The sequence below is a fragment of the Oceanicaulis sp. UBA2681 genome, from assembly GCF_002354675.1.
Taxonomy (GTDB): Bacteria; Pseudomonadota; Alphaproteobacteria; order Caulobacterales; family Maricaulaceae; genus Oceanicaulis; species Oceanicaulis alexandrii.
Window position 1 is genome coordinate 6,870 of the sequence record NZ_DEMB01000012.1, and the last position, 18,942, is coordinate 25,811.

Annotated in this window: 12 protein-coding genes; 7 read left to right on the top strand and 5 right to left on the bottom strand. The window is 63.7% G+C overall.

The window, feature by feature from the left end; genetic code table 11:
* A partial coding sequence (locus B3M53_RS09585; protein ID WP_273020327.1) for an AMP-binding protein occupies positions 1–786 on the bottom strand: 786 nt, incomplete at its 3' end.
* 160 nt (positions 787–946) lie between these two features.
* On the opposite strand from B3M53_RS09585, the gene B3M53_RS09590 reads away from it, so the two are divergent.
* Positions 947–2,989 (top strand): 3-hydroxyacyl-CoA dehydrogenase NAD-binding domain-containing protein, encoded by a 2,043-nt coding sequence (locus B3M53_RS09590; protein WP_273020326.1) that lies wholly within the window; start codon positions 947–949, stop codon positions 2,987–2,989.
* Positions 2,990–3,004: 15 nt separating this feature from the next.
* On the opposite strand, the gene B3M53_RS09595 is transcribed toward B3M53_RS09590, so the two are convergent.
* A complete protein-coding gene (locus B3M53_RS09595) occupies positions 3,005–4,486 on the bottom strand; it encodes a spinster family MFS transporter (protein ID WP_273020325.1) in 1,482 nt (493 codons plus the stop codon).
* 230 nt (positions 4,487–4,716) lie between these two features.
* Here B3M53_RS09595 and B3M53_RS09600 point away from each other — a divergent pair, with 230 nt between their 5' ends.
* Positions 4,717–6,075, top strand: a complete 1,359-nt coding sequence (locus B3M53_RS09600) for an MBL fold metallo-hydrolase RNA specificity domain-containing protein (protein ID WP_273020324.1) — start codon at positions 4,717–4,719, stop codon at positions 6,073–6,075.
* Between the two features lie 78 nt (positions 6,076–6,153).
* Here B3M53_RS09600 and B3M53_RS09605 read toward each other — a convergent pair whose 3' ends face one another.
* Positions 6,154–6,591 (bottom strand): FKBP-type peptidyl-prolyl cis-trans isomerase, encoded by a 438-nt coding sequence (locus tag B3M53_RS09605; protein ID WP_028284650.1) that lies wholly within the window; start codon positions 6,589–6,591, stop codon positions 6,154–6,156.
* A gap of 436 nt (positions 6,592–7,027) precedes the next feature.
* Here B3M53_RS09605 and B3M53_RS09610 point away from each other — a divergent pair, with 436 nt between their 5' ends.
* From B3M53_RS09610 to B3M53_RS09620, 3 genes are all read left to right on the top strand, one after another.
* Complete coding sequence (locus tag B3M53_RS09610; RefSeq protein WP_273020323.1) at positions 7,028–7,795, top strand: hypothetical protein; 768 nt, start codon at positions 7,028–7,030, stop codon at positions 7,793–7,795.
* Between the two features lie 103 nt (positions 7,796–7,898).
* Positions 7,899–9,083: a helix-turn-helix domain-containing protein gene (locus B3M53_RS09615; RefSeq protein WP_273020322.1), complete on the top strand. Its 1,185-nt coding sequence runs from the start codon at positions 7,899–7,901 to the stop codon at positions 9,081–9,083.
* 100 nt (positions 9,084–9,183) lie between these two features.
* The gene (locus tag B3M53_RS09620) at positions 9,184–9,903 is read left to right on the top strand and encodes a DUF4386 domain-containing protein (RefSeq protein WP_273020321.1); all 720 of its coding nucleotides are present in this window, start codon (positions 9,184–9,186) and stop codon (positions 9,901–9,903) included.
* Positions 9,904–10,130: 227 nt separating this feature from the next.
* Here B3M53_RS09620 and pbpC read toward each other — a convergent pair whose 3' ends face one another.
* Positions 10,131–12,203, bottom strand: a complete 2,073-nt coding sequence (gene pbpC / locus B3M53_RS09625; protein ID WP_273020320.1) for a penicillin-binding protein 1C — start codon at positions 12,201–12,203, stop codon at positions 10,131–10,133.
* Positions 12,204–12,212: 9 nt separating this feature from the next.
* Positions 12,213–17,075 (bottom strand): alpha-2-macroglobulin family protein, encoded by a 4,863-nt coding sequence (locus tag B3M53_RS09630; protein WP_273020319.1) that lies wholly within the window; start codon positions 17,073–17,075, stop codon positions 12,213–12,215.
* Positions 17,076–17,390: 315 nt separating this feature from the next.
* Between B3M53_RS09630 and B3M53_RS09635 the strand changes: the two genes are divergently transcribed.
* Positions 17,391–18,047: an ABC transporter ATP-binding protein gene (locus B3M53_RS09635; RefSeq protein ID WP_273020318.1), complete on the top strand. Its 657-nt coding sequence runs from the start codon at positions 17,391–17,393 to the stop codon at positions 18,045–18,047.
* A partial coding sequence (locus B3M53_RS09640) for an FtsX-like permease family protein (RefSeq protein ID WP_286800244.1) occupies positions 18,044–18,942 on the top strand: 899 nt, incomplete at its 3' end. The genes B3M53_RS09635 and B3M53_RS09640, both read left to right, overlap by 4 nt.

Here is an 18,942-nt window from a genome sequence, read left to right on the forward strand (position 1 = left end):
TGGCAAGAGCGAGGCGCGCGGTTGCGGCTCTGGAACCGGCTCACCCCGCCGCAGCGCCGCGAACGCCCCGGCATAGGCGGTGGCCAGCACATTGCTCATGGAACTGCGGTGCGTTCCCAGAGCGCCTTTCGGACGGCCTGTGGTGCCTGAGGTGTAAAACAGGGTCGCCGGATCATCCGCCGCGATGTCCACATCCGGCAGGGATTGATCAGGCAGAGCCGCCCAGTCGTTCGGCGCGCCGATCACGTCTTCAAGGCGATCTGCATCGACAGGGGCGTCCGCGCGGCACACCAGCGCATCCAGAGACAGGCTTGCGTTGGCGAGCACCGCCCAACGCTCTGCATCGCAGATCAAGCTTCGCGCGCCGCTATCATCTAGCGCATAGGCCAGCTCGTCCGCCGTCCACCAGGCGTTCAAGGGCACGATAATGGCGCCGACCGCGGCGGCGGCGAAAAACGCGACCGGAAACTCGGGCAGATTGCGCATGGCGATCGCGACCCGGTCGCCCTTGACCACGCCCCGCGCGCGCAACGTCTGAGCCAGCAGGGCCGCAGCATTGCAAAACGCGCGGAAACTCACTCGCTCATCACCCAGAACCAGAAATTCGCGGTCGCCATGACTGACGGCCGCACGCACCAGGTCAGGCAGAGTTTGCGGGCCGTTCTTCCACACGCGCACCGGCGCGCCATTGATCTCGCGCACTTCAAATTCGAAAAGAGACCCCGGCTCGCACAAGCGCTTCCGCGCTTCACTCACCGACAGAACCGGCCAAGCGCTTCCGCCCATCATCCACCTCCCGTTTTTATTGTATGTATTGTTTTTCTCACGTTATCCGAACCCAGAAGGCCCGGCAATCAAGCCCTCATGGCGAGCAAGCCTTGACCCTGCGATACAAGACAATAAAAAACCGGGTACGACACTCGGTCTGACAGAAGGAAGAGCGACGATGAGCGTGAACACACACATCACCCATGGCGTCCTTGTGGTGGTCTCCGACAACCCGCCCGTGAACGCCCTGTCTCACGCCGTGCGCTCTGGCCTGATGACCGCCATCGAGACCGCGCGAACCGACCCGGCGATCAAAGCCGTGGTGATCGCCTGCGACGGCCGCACCTTCCACGCCGGCGCGGACATCACCGAATTCGGCAAACCGCCGCAAGCGCCCTCGCTGCCCGATCTGATCGAACAGATCGAAGCGCTGGACAAACCTGTGGTCGCCGCGCTGCACGGCACGACCCTTGGCGGCGGACTGGAGGTGGCGCTGGGCGCGCACTACCGCATCGCCGCTGCGGGATCGAAACTCGGCCTGCCGGAAGTGAAACTGGGACTTCTTCCCGGCGCTGGCGGCACCCAGCGCCTGCCGCGCCTTGTGGGCGTCGAAGCGGCGCTCGGCATGATCGCCAAGGGCGATCCGATCAGCGCTGAAAAAGCCCAAGGCTTGGGGCTCGTCGACAGACTGGTCGCGCCGGAAGACTTGCGCGAGAGCGCCATCGCCTTTGCGCAAGAGAAAATCGACCAGCCGATCCCGCGGACGGGCGCCCGCACAGACAAGCTTTCGACTGACCGGGAAGCATTTGACGCGTTCGCCAAAGCCAATGCCCGGCGCTTCCGGGGCCTTGAAGCGCCGCAGGCCTGTATCGAGGCCGTAAAGGCCGCGACAGAAACATCCCTGGACGAAGGGCTGAAGACAGAGCGCGCCCTGTTCACCCGGCTGATGACCGGGGACCAGTCCGCCGCCCTGCGCCATTTGTTCTTCGCCGAACGCGCCGCCGCCAAGATCGACGACGTACCCAAGGACACGCCGCGCATCCCGGTGAAAACGGTCGGCGTGATCGGCGCCGGCACCATGGGCGGCGGCATCACCATGAACTTCCTGTCCGCCGGCATACCGGTGACCCTGGTGGAACGCGAACAGGATGCGCTCGATCGCGGCGTGGCGACCATCCGCAAAAACTATGAGGCCAGCGCCGCCAAGGGGCGGCTCTCCGCCGATCAGGTTGAACAGGCCATGGCCCTGCTGAAGCCGACGCTGGAGATGGAGACGCTATCGGACTGCGATCTCGTGATCGAGGCGGTGTTCGAACTGATGAAGATCAAGAAAGAGGTCTTCAGCCGTCTTGATTCCATCGTGAAGCCGGGCGCGATCCTCGCCACCAATACGAGCTATCTCAATGTGGACGACATCGCGGCCACGACCAGCCGGCCGGAGTCCGTGGTGGGTCTGCATTTCTTCTCGCCCGCCAACATCATGAAGCTGCTGGAAATTGTCCGGGGCGCGAAAACCTCCGACTCCGTGCTTGCGACCGCCATGGACCTGTCGCGCAAGATCGGCAAGGTCGCGGTCGTCTCAGGGGTGTGTGACGGCTTCATCGGCAATCGCATGCTCGCCCAGCGCCAGGCCGAGGCCAACAGCCTGATCCTGGAAGGCGCCAAGCCCTGGGATGTGGACCGGGTGCTGGTGGAGTTCGGCCTGCCCATGGGCCCCTTCCAGATGGCGGACCTGGCCGGTCTCGACATTGGTTGGGATCCGGAAACAACTGCGTCCTCCACCGTGCGCGAGATCCTGTGCGAGGAAGGTCGGCGCGGACAGAAAACCCAGGCCGGTTTCTATGATTACGACGCCAACCGTCGCGGCGTTCCCTCCGCCCATGTGGAAGAGGTGATCGCGCAGTTCGCCGAAAAAGCGGGTTATGTCCGCCGCAAGGTCGAAGACCAGGAGATCCTTGAGCGCCTGCTTTACCCGATGGTGAACGAGGGGGCGAAAATCCTGGAAGAAGGGATCGCCCAGCGCGCCTCCGACATCGACGTGGTCTGGGCGTATGGGTATGGCTGGCCCAGCTATCGCGGCGGTCCGATGTTCTGGGCCGACCAGATCGGGGCCAAGACGGTGCTCGAGGGCCTGGAGCGGCATGCCGATCGCCTGGCCGAGGGCTTTGAGATCAGCGCGCGTCTGCGTCAGACCGCGGAAACGGGCGGCGCATTCAACTAGCGCCGCCCGCGCGCCTTACGCCACCAGATCCTGCTTGAGCTTGCGGGCGCAGAGCACGAAGAACCCGGCCGCGACCACATAGATCAGGGCGATGGTGACCATGGAATACTCCGTGCTCGCCGCGTTCGCCTCGACACAGAACGCATAAAGCGCGTCTGACGATCCCGTGGCGGCCTCCCCGGCCAGCCGGGCGGCGTTTGCGGCCGTTTGCGCGGCGTCGCACGCCGCCCGATCCACCGCAAAGCCCAGATCCGCCGCTACGCGCATGCGGGCGAACCAGAAGTCACTCACCACGCCGGCGAACAGCGGGCCAAGGCCGTAGCCCAGCAAATTCACCACGAACAACAAGATAGCGGTGGCGGTGGCCCGCACCCGCGTGCTCACCACGCCCTGACCGATAGTGTATTGCGCGGCGAGATAGCCGTATTTGATGAAGCCGCCCAGAGACAGCGTCAGCACGCACAGCCAGGCAATCTCCGTCGTGAAGGCGACCACATAGAAGGGCACGGACAAGGCCAGCCCGCCTGCAGCGAGCCAGGCGATGGCCGCGGCGTTCTTCTTCTGAAGGCGCGTCGCCAGCCAACCCAGCGCGAAGGTGCCAATGGCGCTGGCCAGCGCGGCGGGCGTATTGAAATACACCGCCGCCTGCCCGGTGGTCAGCTCGAAGCTGCGCACAACGTACAGCGTCAGAAAGCTCGAAATGCCGTAGCCGCAGAAAGCGGCGACAGTGGCGCCGGCCGTCATCGTCCAGTAGGACGGCTTGGCCAAAAGCTCTTTCATCGCCGCGCCGAAATCGGCTTTCTCAGGACGCGGCGCGTTGGGCGGATCGGTATAGCCGCGCGGCGGTTCCTTGATGGTGAGCCACAACACCGCACCAATGGCGATGCCCGGCACACCAAGAATGAAGAACGCGGCGCGCCAGCCAAACGCGTCGGTGACCGGTCCGCCGATCAGACTGGCCAGCATGGACCCCAGCGTCACACCCATGGCGTAATAACCCAGCGCCGAGGAGCGGTTTTGAGGGGCGTAATAATCGGCGAGCAAGGAGTTGGCGGGCGGCGTGCAGCCCGCCTCGCCCAGCCCGACGCCGATGCGGAACAGCAAGAGCAACCAGAACCCGCCGATGACGAAACCGAAGATCGTCACATCCATGGCCAGGCCGCACACCGCCGTCATGAGCGACCAGAACGCCACCGAGACTGCAATGATGATCACCCGGTTCTTGCGCTCCGCCAGCCGGGCGATAGGGATGCCCGCCAGCGTGTAGAGCATGGCGAAACCAAAGCCCGTGAGCAGGCCAAAGCCGGTGTCGTCAATCCCAAGGTCCGCCTTGATCGGCGCCGCCGCGACCGCCAGCAAGCCCCGGTCCACGAAATTCAGGATGTAGACCACAAGCAGGGCGTTCAGGACGTAAAATCGATAACGCGGCGTACCGTAGTTTCGACCCGCCTCACCTACACTGCCGCCAACAGCTTCACCGCCTGCATCATTCGCCATGTGTACCCCCTGTATGCGCTCGTTATTGAGTGGCGCTTATTTGGTTCATGACCATACCGTAGTTTCTGATTACCCGCGCGCAAGAGCGCCTGAGGGAAATCACGGGCAAATCCGAAGCCGCCGAAGACAGGGGTGAGACACGCCGCGTCCTCGCGACAGGTGGCGGCCTCAAGCCTCACCGCGAAATTCAGCACCTACCAGCCGCATTTCAAACAGCTTATAGAGGATGCATGCTGACACTGACTTGTCTTGGCGGCGCTGGAACCGTCACCGGCTCCAAACATTTGCTGACCCATGAGGGGCGGCGGATCCTGATTGATTGCGGCCTGTTTCAGGGCTTGAAGAATTTGCGTGAGCTGAACTGGGGCCCGCTGCCCGTTGATCCGTCCAGTATTGACGCCGTCGTTCTCACCCACGCCCATCTGGACCATTGCGGGTATCTGCCGCGCCTGATCGCAGACGGCTTTGAAGGGCCTGTCTTCGCCACACCTGCGACGTGCGACGTCGCCGAACTGATCTTGCGTGATTCCGGTTATCTTCAGGAGAAGGACGCCGAATACGCAAACCGCAAAGGCTTCTCGCGACACTCGCCCGCCTTGCCGCTGTATGATCTTGAGCAGGCCGAGCAATCGCTCGATCATTTCACCCCGACCGAGTTTGGCGATGTCACGCCCCTGCCGGGCGGCGCAAAGCTGCGGTTTCGCCGCGCGGGCCATATTCTCGGAGCCGCGACGGCCGACATTGAGTGGGGCGGTCGGCGCATCGTGTTCTCAGGGGATCTCGGGCGCTATGGCGACGGCATGATGGTCGACCCCGAACCCGTGGAACGCGCGGACTATGTCGTAATTGAATCCACCTATGGCGATCGCCTGCACGCGCCGGGGGACCCGATCGAGCAGCTGGGCGAGATCATCAAACGCACCCTAAAGCGTGGCGGCAACGTACTGATTCCCTCTTTCGCCGTGGGGCGGGCTCAGTTGTTGCTGTATTATCTATGGCGACTGAAGCAGGCGGGGCGTCTGAAATCGGTTCCGATCTATCTCGACAGTCCGATGGCGATTGACGCGACAGGACTGCTGCACGCCCATATCGACGATCACCGCCTGGACCGCGACAGTTGCCAGAAGATGTGCGCCATCGCCGAGTACACGCGCAGCGTCGATCAGTCGAAGGCCGTCACGGCGAGCCCCTACCCCAAGGTCGTGATCTCTGCGAGCGGCATGGTGACCGGCGGGCGCGTCCTGCATCACCTCAAGGCCCTGGGCGGGGATCATCGCAATACGATTCTGTTCGCCGGTTACCAGGCCGCCGGCACGCGCGGACGCGCCCTGCTCAACGGCAAGCGCGAGGTGAAGATTCATGGCGAGTGGATCGCGATCGAGGCGGAGATCGCCGACCTGTCACAGCTCTCCGCCCATGCCGATAGCGATGAGCTGATACGCTGGCTGTCCGGCTTCAAGACCGCGCCCAAAGAAGTGTTCGTCGTGCACGGAGAGCCGGAATCCTCTGACGCGCTTCGCATACGCATCAAGCGTGAATTCGGCTGGGACGCCCGGGCGCCGCGGCAAGACCAGGTCTTTGAACTGTAGACAATAAACAGGCTGGCGCATCAACGCACAGCCATGACGGTGTTGGCGACCATGGCCGCCAACACCGCAATCCCGGCCTCAGGCCGCGGACTTGATCTCGACCAGTTTCAGATCGAAATGCAGGTCTTCGCCAGACAGCGGATGATTGCCGTCAGCGGTGACCGTCTCGGCGCCCACATCGGTGATCGTGAGGTTGACCGTCGAACCATCGGGCTGCGCCGCGGTGAGGGTCATGCCCGGCTCGGGCGTGTTGTCGCCAGAGAGTTGCGCGCGCGGAATTTCGACGATCAGGTCTTCGCGACGCGGACCGAACGCGTCAGCGACGCCGACGGTGACGGATTCTTCGTGGCCGACTTCCATGCCGTCGAGAACGGCTTCCACGGCCGGGAAGATCTCGGCGCCGCCAATGGTCAGGGCGGCGGGATCATTGTCTTCGGTTTTTCCGACGACCCGGCCGTCAGTGGTGCGAACGACGTAATTCACCAGGACGGTGTCGCCCTTCTTTGCTGTCTGCATGGTAGAACCCTTTTTGAGGGTGAACAGGACAGACGCATCAGCGAACTGCGCGATCGGCAGCTGCATGCACGCCTACGGCCTGCTGTGGTCGCAATCTGTGCGCTTAAAGTCAAATCGCACGGTCAGACCAATACTGCTCACTCACGGCAAGCTTGATAGCGATTGAATAAAAATAGCGCTGAGAATTCGGCGCTCGCGCCTCAAGAGTTCCCGATCAAATTACCCGAAATCTGGGCGCCCTGATCTACCGAGGCTGCGCGCTTAGACTCACGTATCGCCCCGTCATTCTTGGAAAATTTCATGCCGTCAAAGAAATCTGCATCAAACACCCATCGCGCCTCCGCGCGCCTCCAGATGCAGGCGCCCAGCCCCAGAATATGCTTGCGATCATATCTCAGCGCCTTGATGGTGATACTGGCATCCTGGGGCTCGGCCAATGATCCTTCAAAATCTCTCCAACGCCTTGCGCCAGCAAAACTGGTTAGCGGTGGTTCTGGAACTCGTAATCGTCATCGCCGGTATCGTGATGGGTTTCCAGATCAATGCCTGGGCAGTCTACCAGCAGCTTCGTGTTGAAGAGCGCGCGTTTGTGGACCGGCTGCAGGCCGACCTGGACACGCTTCGGCTGGAGCGCGCCAATATCGCGCGCATGGCCGAGAGAAACCGCACGCTAAACGCCGGAGTTTTGGAAAAACTTAGTCCGGAATCTAGCGCCACCGGATTCGATCCAGACGAATGCGCCTTCATGATCGTGTCGAACCTGATCAATTACGACCCCGCAGACTTGCCCGCTCTGGAAGAACTAAGCTCCTCAGGCGACCGGCAGTTCATCCGCGACCCGGAACTGAACGCTGCAATATCGACTTTTGTGCAAGGTCGACAGGCAAGGTCTGAGATCGCCCGGGAGCTCAGCAGCAAAACCGTCGATCTCAGCTTGCGGCACTCCGACCTTATCCGACAAAGAATCTTTATTCCGCAGAACGGCCTGTCTCCCGAGAACCTCCGTGCGGCGCGCCTCTCAGAAATCCGGCAGATAGAATGCGATCTAGCCGCAATGCGTACGGACGGCGAATTCCTGAACAACATAGCCAATAATACAGTGATGTTGGCGCTGTATGCAGAGGCCGTCACCGAACGAACGGATCATTCTCTCACGGCCCTGACCAACGCACTGGCCGCCTTTCAAGCGGGATCGTCTGACTGACCGCCCTTCATAAGAGCCGGATCGGATCGGGATGAAGGCGAAGCCCGGAGCCGTGACCATTCAGCGGTTGCCCTAAATTTCGATACGTTGGAGAACACGAGCAATGTTCGACACGTTTTCGACAATCGCCTACGCCATCGCAACCGGGTCCATCGGCTTTGCGCTCGCCATGGCGCTGACCCACTCAGGTCAGCGCAGCGACCGAGTCTTGTTCTTCTGCATGCTTCTGACGGCGCTCTTGGCGCATGTGCTCGGTCAGCTGCTCATTGTGTCAGGCCTCTATCGGCTCGCGCCGCATCTTGTCGGCGCTGACCTTGCGATCAAGACGCTGCTTGGACCAGCCGTCTTCTTCTATACTCGCGCCCTGGTCTCTTCTGACAAACCCGGATTCGGCGGTCTCGACTGGATGGCGCTTATCGGTCCGGCGCTGGTCCTTCTCGCAAGTCTGCCCTTTGCGGGTTTGAGCGCAGAGCAGAAACTCGCGCTTGCGGATCCGGCGACCCGAAATCCCGACCACTACAGGATCGCCATTTTCACCTGCACCGCGTCGCTAGCCATTTTCCTCGCCTCGACCGCGCTCTACCTCGTCGCCGCCTTGAGGCTGCAACTGAAGCACAGGCGGGAAATGATGGCGCAGTTCGCCAATATCGAGCGTCGATCCCTGGATTGGCTTCGCAACTTGCTGATCGTATTCGCCGCGGCCTGGCTGTTTTTCGCCGTCAAGCAAGCTCTGTGGTTGAGCGGCGTCACGATACCAGCCTTCACCATCACTCTGGCGTTTACAGAATCCCTGGCGATCGCGGCCCTCGCCTATCTGGGCATGCGCCAGCCTGACCTGACGTCTGACCCGGCGCCCAAAGCCATGACACCGACCCGACGCCCGATCCTGTCCGCGCAGAGGATGGATCGAACCGCCGCCAAGCTGGTGGACGCGCTCAACACCAACAGGCTCTATGCCGACAGCGACTTGTCGCTTCGCAAGGTTTCCGACATCACGGGCGTCACCAAAAATCACATCTCGGAGACGCTCTCCCAGCACCTGGGCGTCAACTTCTTTGACTTTGTGAACAGCCACCGGACCGCTGAGGCCAAACGGCTGCTGGCGGAGACAGACCTCAGTATTCTCGAGGTCGGACTGGAGGTAGGATTCAACTCCCGGTCCACGTTCAACGCGGCGTTCAAAAAGCATGTGGGTTCACCCCCAAGCACATACCGCACACACATACGCAACGCCCCTCCAAATGACGCTGTGAAACCCGACAAAGTGATCGTGACGACGTCCGAATAGTCCCATCCGGACGACGGACGACTGGATCGGCGCCAGTCTCGTCTCGCCGGTGCGCGTTGCCGGCCTGGATCATTCTTCGTTCTAAGGGGCCGCTCACGCCATGTCCGCCATACACCCAGCCGAAAAATCCGCCAACCGCATGGCCCGATTGGCCGGCTTGTCCTACGCGCTCTACACAGCCGCAGGGCTCTACATCACCTTCGGGCCAATCCCGTCCTTTAGTCGCCTGGCCGATCAGGGGGCGGAGACAGAGACGCTCGGCTTCCTGTTCCGCACAGGACTTCTGGCCGAGGTTTTGCTCTACACCTTCGTCATCGTTTCAGCGGCCGCCATGTATGTCTTGCTGAGATCTGTAAGCCAGGGCGGCGCTTTGGTCGCCGCATTTTGCCGGCTGATCGAAGGTGCGATGGGCGCAACCTTCATCATCTTCAAATACGCCGCTTTCGCAGCGGTGATGAACCCGGAACTGACCCCGGCCTTTTCAGGCGAGGAACGGGTTTCACTGATGCTGCTCCTGCGGGACGTCACCAGTTCCGCGCTCTATTTCCTGCTCATTCCGATGGCGTTCGGCGGGGTCATCTTTTTCGCCCTGTTTTTCCGGTCCCGCTATATCCCGCGCTGGTTGTCAAGCTGGGGCATGTTCACCTATTTCATCGTCGGAACGCTGGCCGCCTCAATCGTGCTGTATCCGTCCCTGGAACAGCATGTCATGCTCTTTTTCCTGCCCGGCGCCCTGTTTGAATGGGTCCTCGCGTTCTGGCTCATCTTTGCTGGCGTCAACACTCAAAGACTGAGAACCTCGTCTCCAGCCGCCGACTAGTGTCCGGCCGCCTGTTTCAGACGCCCTGCCGCAATGCCGAACCGTGCCCGCGCTCAGCTTTACTGAGCGCGGGCACAATCAGTACGGTCCGAAAACGCTTTGATTGCAGTGATTGTGGACTGAGGCGTGAGCGGCTACGAACGTCGCATTTTCCGAAACAAGTCACGGCGCGTTCAGTTTTCGCAACGGCAAGTGACAAGTCTTCGCCTTGGCGATCACCCCGCACGTCATCCGCCCGGTCCCCGGGGCGTCGCCTCGCCAGCGCCGCGAATCCGGACCCTGGACCGCGTCGCACGCCCCTGGATATCCACCGCCTCGATCTCATAGAAGCCGCGTGCGCCCGGAACCCAGACGGCGTCACCGACCGCATTGCGCTCCACCGGTTGACCATCGGCGTACCAGGTCACCGCCTGGCTTGACTGGGCGGCGAGCACGAAGCCGCGCCCGGCGCGGTCCGCCCAGACCTCCGCCCCGTCCGGTGGAAACAGGATGTGCGGCGCCGCGTCGGCGGCGAAACGTTCCAGAGTCGGCGGCGCATCGACGGTCTCCGGTTCGGCCAGTCGGAGAGAAGCCGGAGACGGATCAAATTGTTCGACCAGATCGAACATGCGAAAGAGCACAGGCAAGGCCGCCGCGCGCCCGGTCAGCCCGCTGCGCGGCGCACCGTCGGCCCGGCCGCTCCAGACAATGATGGTGTAACGCCCGGAAACGCCCGCCGCCCAGGCGTCGCGAAACCCGTAGGACGTGCCTGTCTTGAAGGCGATATCCGGGGCGGCGCGGGTCAGGCTGGCTGGCATCCGTCCGCCTGGATGCGGCGCCCGACGCAAGATATCGACGATCTCGACGGCCGATTCAGCGCTCAGCACAGAAAACCCGCCCTCGACGGTCGGGGCGTCCGCCAGCCAGCGCAAGGGTTGCGCGACGCCTTCATCGGCGAGCGACGAGTAGAGAACGGCCAGCTCACGCACGCTTAACCCGGCCCCGCCCAGCGCCACCGCCAGACCGTCATCATGTCCGGCGGTTCGGCGACGCGAGGGGGCGGCCCCGGCAAAGCCCAGCACGGCGCTGAAACGACGCGCTCCAACCCCGTCCAGCGTCGCCACAGCCGGGACATTGAGCGAATGCTGCAGAGCCTCGGCGATCGTCACGTCGCCCCGGAACGTGCGGTCGAAATTGTCCGGTTGATAGCCGGCGAAGCGCGTCGGCAAGTCAGCAATACGCGTCTGGGCCGCCGCCAGTCCGTCATCAAAAGCCATGCCATAGATGAAGGGCTTCAGTGTCGAGCCCGGCGAGCGCGCGCGGTCTGTCAAATCGATCCAACCGCCCGGTCGGGAGCGCGAAGCAGAACCCAGCGCGGCACGCACGGCCCGGGTCTCGTTCTCCACCACAAGCACAGCCAGCTGGCTGTCTTCGTCCCCGCCGGGCAATTCTTCAACAATCGCCGTTTCAAGAGCGGTCTGAAGGCTGAAATCCAGTGTGGAGACCAGATCCAGACCCCCGGCATGAACGCCCTGCTCTCGCACCAGCCCCTCGCTCGCATGCCAGGCAAGGGCAGGGAAGGCGCGCCGGTCGGGCGCCGGGTCAAGGGCCGCATCGCGGGCCGCTTGGGAAGACGCCAGTCCGATGGACGCCAGCCGGTCAAGCACACGGCCACGCGCGGCGACAGCCTGTTGCGGTCGGCGATCCGGCCGGCGGGATTCAGGCGATTGCGGCAAGGCGATCAGAAGCGCGATCTGATCAATGGTCAGCTCATCCGGCTCACGTCCGAAATAGGCCCAGCTGGCCGACCGCACGCCTTCCAGATTGCCGCCATAGGGCGCCAGGGTCAGGTAGGCTTCAAGGATCTCATCCTTGGACAGGCGCCGCTCGATCTGCACGGCGCGGATCATCTGAAGGAGTTTGGCGGCGAGCGTGCGCTCGCGCGGCTCAATGAGCCGGGCCAGCTGCATGGTCAGGGTCGAGGCGCCGGAAACGATGCGGCCCGAGGCGAGGTTGTCACGGGCGGCGCGCAGCATCGCGAGCATATCCACCCCGGCATGGCTGTAGAAGCGCTCATCCTCATAGGCCAGGAGCGCTTGAACGAAATCGGGGTCGATGGAGTTAAGGTCAGCCGGCAAACGCCACCGCCCGTCCTCCACCGGGAATGCGCGCAGAACGACCCCATTGCGGTCTCGCACCACATGGGAGACCTCGGCCGTCCGCGCCAGCGGCGGCGGGAAGATCTGGTCTAGCACAGCCACGCTTGAAACCAGGGCGAGAACGCCCAGCAGAACCCAGTATGGACGCACCAAGCTGCGCATGGGCCCGACCTAGTCGCCGCGCGGTGCGATGGTGACGGTATTGGAGCCTGAACGTCCGAACACATCCGGACGATACATGTCCTCCATCACCGCGCCCGGGAAGGTGTACTCCCCTGGCGTGACGGCGCGCACGATATAGGCAAGCCGCACCGAGCGCCGCTGTCGCAAGTCAATAGCCGCCAGGAAACGATCATCCCGGGCCTCGGCGATCCGTGGCTCACTCAGTTCGCCGAGCCAGGCATAGGGCCCCTGCCCCCCCGCATCGGTTCGGTCGAGCACCGCCTCGATCTCGAAACCGGCCGGCAGCAGATCGACCAGGATGGCCGGGATGGTGCGCGCTTCGCGGGGCGTCAGGCTGATATCGATGATCATCCGGTCGCCCTGGGTGATGGCGTCGAGAGTCACAGGCCGCCCATCCATTGTGCTAAGACGTTTCTGCACGACCACGCCTTCCATCGCTGCCGGCGGTGCGTTGACCGGGTCGCCATGGGCGATCTGGGTCACCCAGACAGGGCCGGACCCTGCATTCTCGAAACCGGCAGGCGCATCCAGATCAGCAGCCGTAAGCTCGAACTCGGCCTGGCCTGGATGGGAGGCCCGTTCACCTGCTGAGATATCCAGCGAGTCGGCATCGCCGCCCATCGCCCGCGCCGCCAGCAGAAGAAAGGCCTTTTCCTGCGTCGTCAGACGATCAGGCTCCGGCAATTCCTCAGCCACACGTTCAGCCAGGCGCTCGACCAGCTCAAAATCGTCAGCTTCGGCCGCCAGCGCCAGCAAACCTGCCAGATCGCGGCGGGGCGTCTGGTACCAATCGCCCTGATTGGAATACCCCAGAGCCTCTTCGGCCGCCGCAAAAGCGCTTCGCGAGCGGGCCCGGTCACCGATCAGGTACAGAGCCGTTCCCAGCTGAGCGCGCGCCAAAGGGCTGGCGATGTCATCCAGGCGTTCATCATGCATGTAGCGCAAGCGGGAGCGGTCGACGCGGCCAGCACGGGCCAATACATAGAGCGCATACGCGGCGCTCCTGTCAGACAGCCTTTGTTCGGTATCCGTCTGACCATTCCAAGGACTGACCGTCCTGTCATAGCCATTCACCCGCCAGAGTTCCTGGTCGCCGATTTGGACGAGGGTTTGATAGGCGCGTTCCAGCGCCGCATCTGGCACCGTATAACCGGCAGCCGAGGCGCGTGCGAGGAAGTCCACCGCATAAACCCCTAGCCAGGGCGAAGCGCCACGATCCCCGACCCGCCAGAGGCCGAATGTCCCGTCCGCACCCTGCCGAGACAGCAGGGCGCCGATGGAGTCCTGCACGCGAGAGCGGGCTTCATCCACCCTGTCAGAGCCGGACAAGTCTGCGAGTTGATCGGCGTAAAGCAGCGGCATGGCGCGGCTGGTGACTTGTTCCGAGCAGCCATAGGGATAGCGGCTGAGCGAGCGCAACAGAGCCGCCTCATCCAGCGGCGTCGGCGAAAAGCTGACGCTCACCCCGCCTGTGCCTGGCATGAAATCGGCGAACACATCCGCAGGCACCGTCCAGCTGTCTCCCGGGCTCAGTCGGCCTCGCTCAATGTCGGAATAGGGCAGCCAAGCCGAGCGCACTTCGATCGGGTAGGACCGTTCGACGGCAAACCCTTCCGGCCCCGAGACGCTGAGCGACAGCCCGCCAATCCCGGTGTCGCTGGCGGCGATCGGGTGGCGCGGGTCGACCCGCTCGCCCGAAGCCAGCGGATAGGTCGCCTGGATATCGGCAAGGACGGGCGCCTGACCGCTGATACGGACGGCGTATTCACCCGCAGCGCCCTCGACATTGTCCAGCGTCAGCGTCGTCATGGACGCATCGCCCGGCGCCAGGAACCGCGGCAGCACGAGCTCGGCCGTGACCTCATCGCGCACCGTCAAAGGCTGGGCTGTCGCACCAACACCCGTATCAGACCAGGCTACCGCCATGAGGCGCAGCTCGCCATTGAAGTCCGGAACATCAAACGCCACCGTCGCCCGGCCGTCACGATCCAGCCGGACCGGACCGGAATAAAGCGCCACGGTCCGGGTCGGCACCACGCTCAGCCCGGCCCCGCCAATCTGGTCGCCCCCGGAGCGGATCTCCGCCGCCGCGCCCTGGTTCGGGTCGAGCAGACGGCCATAATCATCCAGCAGATCCACATCCAGAGCGGCCTTGCCGAAATACCAGTCCACCGGATCGGGCGACTGGAAACGGGTCAGAGCCAGAATGCCTTCATCCACAGCCGCCACGGTTAGCCAGGCCCCGTCGCGCGCAGGCCCCTCAACTTCAACGTCGAGGGTCAGCGCCTGTCGCGGTCTCACCAGCTCCGGCGCATTCAACGCAATCTCGAAAGTCCGATCAGAGACATCGACCGGCAGATGCATCACACCGACAGCCCGGCGCGGTCTTGGCTCGGCCACCGGATCACGCGGCGTCAGCACAGAAACCATGACATAGGCGCCAGCCCCCCAGTCCTCGTCGACCCGGACACGGATCTCTGCGCCCTCTTCGGGCACGCTGACAGAGCGCGTTTCCAATACGCGATCCGTCGCGATCACGATTTCCGCCTCACCGGCATAGGGCGGCAGAATATTGATCACGGCGTCTTCGCCCACGCCCAGCGGCTCATCGGGGCCGGCGAGACGCACCCGGTCCGGGGCCTCGGTCCCGGACGATGCACGTGCGCCCCAGCCCACCCAAAAGCCCGTCGAAGCGCTTGCTCCAGTTCCGTCATGAGTCAGGACCAGCTGGTAGTCACCCCAGTCCATGGGCGGCAATTGCAATTGCGTCGGTGCATCCGCCGCCAGCCCGACCACGCCCTCCTCAACCAGAACCACATTGCGCGACCGGCGCCATTGCCAGCTGCCGCCAGACGTCCGGTACCAGTCATACTCCCAATCGATCCGCAGCAATCGCCAGCTCGTCGATGTCGCCTGGAGTTCGCCTTGCGGGTTCAGCGCGACCAGGTTGAAGCCGATTTCCGCCTGGCGTTGGGCCCGGCCTTCAAACTGGGGATCGATCCCCAGATAGAACGGTTGAGGCCGGTAAGGCAGACGCACATCATCAGCCACCGCCCGGCCACCGGGTTCGATCGCGCTGACCACGGTGCGAATGCGCAACGGCATGGACGCGTCGACCCCAGCATTGGGGGCGGCGACCACAATGCTGGCGCGACCGGCGCCGTCAGCCACAGTATCGGGCAGATCACGGCTGGTCTCGCGGAAGGGCTGGTCGTGTCGGCCGAACTGGTAACCAGTGTAAGCGGGGAAAGGATTGGGATCAGCCTCGACGCGGATCCGGGTCTCCACAGTCAACCCGGCGCCGGCCGCTCCATAGAGAAAGCGGACATCAGCGGTCACATCACGGCTCTCGCCGGCCAGGATCGGGGTCTGCGTATCAGCTTCAAGGTCCAGCGCAATGCGCTGGGGCACGAAATCCTCGACCGAGAACCGCGCCTGCGCGACACGGCCATGACCATCAAGCTCGGCGTCGATGCGCCATTGCCCGCGTGCGGCCTGGGCCGGCAAGTCGAACTCCCAGAACACGGCCCCGGCCGCCTCGACGGACTCAAAGCGCTGGCGGTCCGCCTCCAGCCCGTTCGGGCCGTAAAGGATCAGCGTGCCCGGCCGTTCGGTGACGGCCAGCGCCTCCGCATTGCGAAAGAGCGCATTGGCGTAGACGTGCTCGCCGGGCCTGTAGATGCCGCGGTCCAGATAGAGATAGCCATCGGCGCCATCGGGACGCTGGCGCCCCCCCACATTCTGGCCGGACAAGTCGACCGGTGATCTTTGCAGATCGAGCACGGCGAAATCATTGTCCGGGCCGTAGGCGGTCAACAGGCGCGGCGCCATGGCGCCCTCGCCCCGGATCAGCGGGCCGTCAAAACGGGCGCGGCCGTCGGCATCGGTCATTTCACGCGCTAGGATTTCGTTATTGCGTGCGACGAGCTCGACCTCCACCCCGCTCACGGGCTGGGCGGTCTGCAGGGAGCGCACGACGTAATCAATGCCGTCCTCGCCGCGATAGGCGGTCAACGCCAGGTCTGTGATGACCAGCCAGCGTCGCGCCCGCGCGGGCGTGCGACTATCATTCTGCTCACTGGCGGCGTCGTCGACCTCGATGAAATAGGCGCCGGGCTGCAAAGCGCCAATGGCTTCGGCGATCGGAAAGACCGTGGTCACAGGCGTATTGAGATCACCGGCCGTGTCCATCTGACCATTCCAGATGCGCTCGGCCACCTCGAACGGGTTCTCGTCGCCGCCCAGCCACTCATACTCGCCCTCGCTCGCATTGAAACCGGAGGTGATGGAGCGAAAGGCGAGCGCCCGGTCGGTGATCCGCCAGAGACGAATGCTGACTTGATCCACATTGACGGTTTCAATCGCCAACCCGTCAGCCTCAAGACGCGGCAAGATGACCCCGTCGCCGACAATGCCGACATAGGCGGGCCTGTCGCCAAAATCGATCTCAATGGTCTCGTCCTGGGGCAAAGCCTGGCCATCGGCCGCCGGCAAGCCGGCGCGCATCGTCAGCTGAACACTTTCGCCAAAACTCATCCCGCCCAGACACAGGGTCTGCCCCTCGGCCGACAGTGCGAGGCTCTCGCCGCTCTCCAGCGCGAGGTAGGACTGGTAGTCCGCTTCAGGATCGAGCGGATGGGTGAAGCCAAGGCATACGCCCGGAGCCTCGCCCCCGACTTCAACGCGATATCGCAGGAAGGCGAACTGACTGGCCTGTTCGGGCAGGGCGCGGGGCGCATCAGCAGGCCGGGTTTCAAATGTCGGGCCGGTCTCGACCTCGCTGGCGGGAGAACAGGCCGCTAATAAGCTGACGGCCAGTCCCAATGCGGTAAGTGCGCGCCGAAATGTCATGGAAAACCCTTTCCTGCCTTGGACGGGAGCTTAGGCTTTCCAAAACGGAATTGCAGCGCCTGGGAGACGAATATTCCGAGACAAGCGAATTTAGCGTGCGACGGCGTCAAACTGCGCCGGATCCCTCATGTGTTTCTCAAGCCATGCAACAAATGGCCAATGGGAGCGGGAAACGGATTCACACCATCGCCGCTAAACCTGGTGAGGACGCTGGATCACGCCCTGATCCCTAGCTGGACGGATGCCGAAATCGCGTCCCGCTGTATCCGCGCGCAGTCTGGTCTATGTCAGTGCTAAACAAGGTTTGGAGCGTCCATGCTGGTTCAGCTTGAAAATCTGGAAAAAGCCTATGGCGATGGCGCAGATCGCCAGCGCGTGCTGCGTGGCGTCAGCCTGAACCTTGATCGCGGCGAGAGCCTGGCGATCACGGGCGAGTCCGGCTCGGGCAAAAGCACGCTGCTGCACCTGATCGGCCTGCTGGATGCGCCGGACGCCGGCCAGATCATCCTGGACGGAGACATCGTCTCGACCCTGAACGACACGGGTCGCGCCCAGCGCCGCCGTGAACAGATCGGTCTCGTCTTTCAGCAATTCAATCTGGCGCCCTCCCTGACCGTCGCCAGCAATATCGCGCTGCAGGCCCGGCTCGCCCGGCGTTTCGATCCCGCCTGGACCGCCAATCTTGTCGAACGTCTGGGCTTGTCAGACTTCCAGGCGCGATATCCCGAACAGCTATCGGGCGGCCAGCAACAACGCGTCGCCGTCGCGCGCGCCCTGGCGGCCAAACCGATGCTCGTCCTGGCGGACGAACCCACCGGCAATCTGGATGAAGAGACCAGCGCCCGCGTGCTGACCTTGATGCTTGAGCTCTGCGCGGACGCCGGCACGGCGTTGATCATGGCCACCCACTCCCTGCAAGCGGCGGATCAGGCGTCGCGCCGCGTTCACCTGTCGCGGGGGCGGCTGTCGTGATCGGTACGGTATTGCTGACGCTTGTGTCGCACTGGCGGCGCAAGCCCGGCCAGCTGGCGACCTTGCTGATCGGGCTGAGCCTCGCCACCGCGCTCTGGACCAGCGTTCAGGCGATCAACGCCGAAGCGCGCGCCAGCTACGACCAGGCCAGTGCGACATTGGGCGGCGGCGCGCTGATCGTGCTCACGGCCGAGACCGGCCCTCTCCCGCTCGAGACCTGGGTCAGGCTGCGCCGGGACGGCTGGGCCGCATCCCCGGTCATCGAAGGGCTTCTGACCGTTGGAGAGACGACGCTGACCCTCCGGGGCGTGGAGCCCTTAAGCGCTGCGGGTCGGCAAGACACCCCCATAGGTGGGGACGGGATCGGGCTTGAGTTTCTGACGAGGCCGGGCGTTTTACTGGCCGCTCCGGAAACCGCACGCCAGCTTGATGCGTCCGGGCGGGACCTGCCGCCTGTGACCGCGCGCGCCGAACTCGCACGCGGGGAGATCATCACCGACATCGCCGTGGCGGCGCGACTGCTGGGGCGCGGCGATCAGATCGACGCTGTGCTGATTGATCCGGCCGCGCGTCCCGGACAGACGCCCTTGGCCGTGCTGGCGCCCGAGCTGAACAACGCCACACAAGCCCCGACCGGAGAGGTCTCGCGCCTGACCGGGAGTTTTCACCTCAACCTCACCGCTTTCGGCCTGTTATCCTTCGCCGTGGGATTGTTCATCGTCTACGCGGCGATCGGGCTGAGTTTCGAGCAACGGCGCGCCATGCTGAGAACGCTGCGCGCACTCGGCGCGCCGGTCTCCACCCTGGTCGTCGCCCTTTTGATCGAGGTTATGGTCTTCGCGCTGATCGCCGGCGCCGCCGGCGTGGCGCTGGGCTATGGGGTGGCGAGCGCGCT

Excerpts from the sequence above, each read along its gene's own strand:
- B3M53_RS09590 (WP_273020326.1), top strand. The coding sequence starts at position 947 with ATGAGCGTGAACACACACATCACCCATGGCGTCCTTGTGGTGGTCTCC.
- B3M53_RS09595 (WP_273020325.1), bottom strand. The coding sequence starts at position 4,486 with ATGGCGAATGATGCAGGCGGTGAAGCTGTTGGCGGCAGTGTAGGTGAG.
- B3M53_RS09600 (WP_273020324.1), top strand. The coding sequence starts at position 4,717 with ATGCTGACACTGACTTGTCTTGGCGGCGCTGGAACCGTCACCGGCTCC.
- B3M53_RS09605 (WP_028284650.1), bottom strand. The coding sequence starts at position 6,591 with ATGCAGACAGCAAAGAAGGGCGACACCGTCCTGGTGAATTACGTCGTT.
- B3M53_RS09610 (WP_273020323.1), top strand. The coding sequence starts at position 7,028 with ATGATCCTTCAAAATCTCTCCAACGCCTTGCGCCAGCAAAACTGGTTA.
- B3M53_RS09615 (WP_273020322.1), top strand. The coding sequence starts at position 7,899 with ATGTTCGACACGTTTTCGACAATCGCCTACGCCATCGCAACCGGGTCC.
- B3M53_RS09620 (WP_273020321.1), top strand. The coding sequence starts at position 9,184 with ATGTCCGCCATACACCCAGCCGAAAAATCCGCCAACCGCATGGCCCGA.
- pbpC (WP_273020320.1), bottom strand. The coding sequence starts at position 12,203 with ATGCGCAGCTTGGTGCGTCCATACTGGGTTCTGCTGGGCGTTCTCGCC.
- B3M53_RS09630 (WP_273020319.1), bottom strand. The coding sequence starts at position 17,075 with ATGACATTTCGGCGCGCACTTACCGCATTGGGACTGGCCGTCAGCTTA.
- B3M53_RS09635 (WP_273020318.1), top strand. The coding sequence starts at position 17,391 with ATGCTGGTTCAGCTTGAAAATCTGGAAAAAGCCTATGGCGATGGCGCA.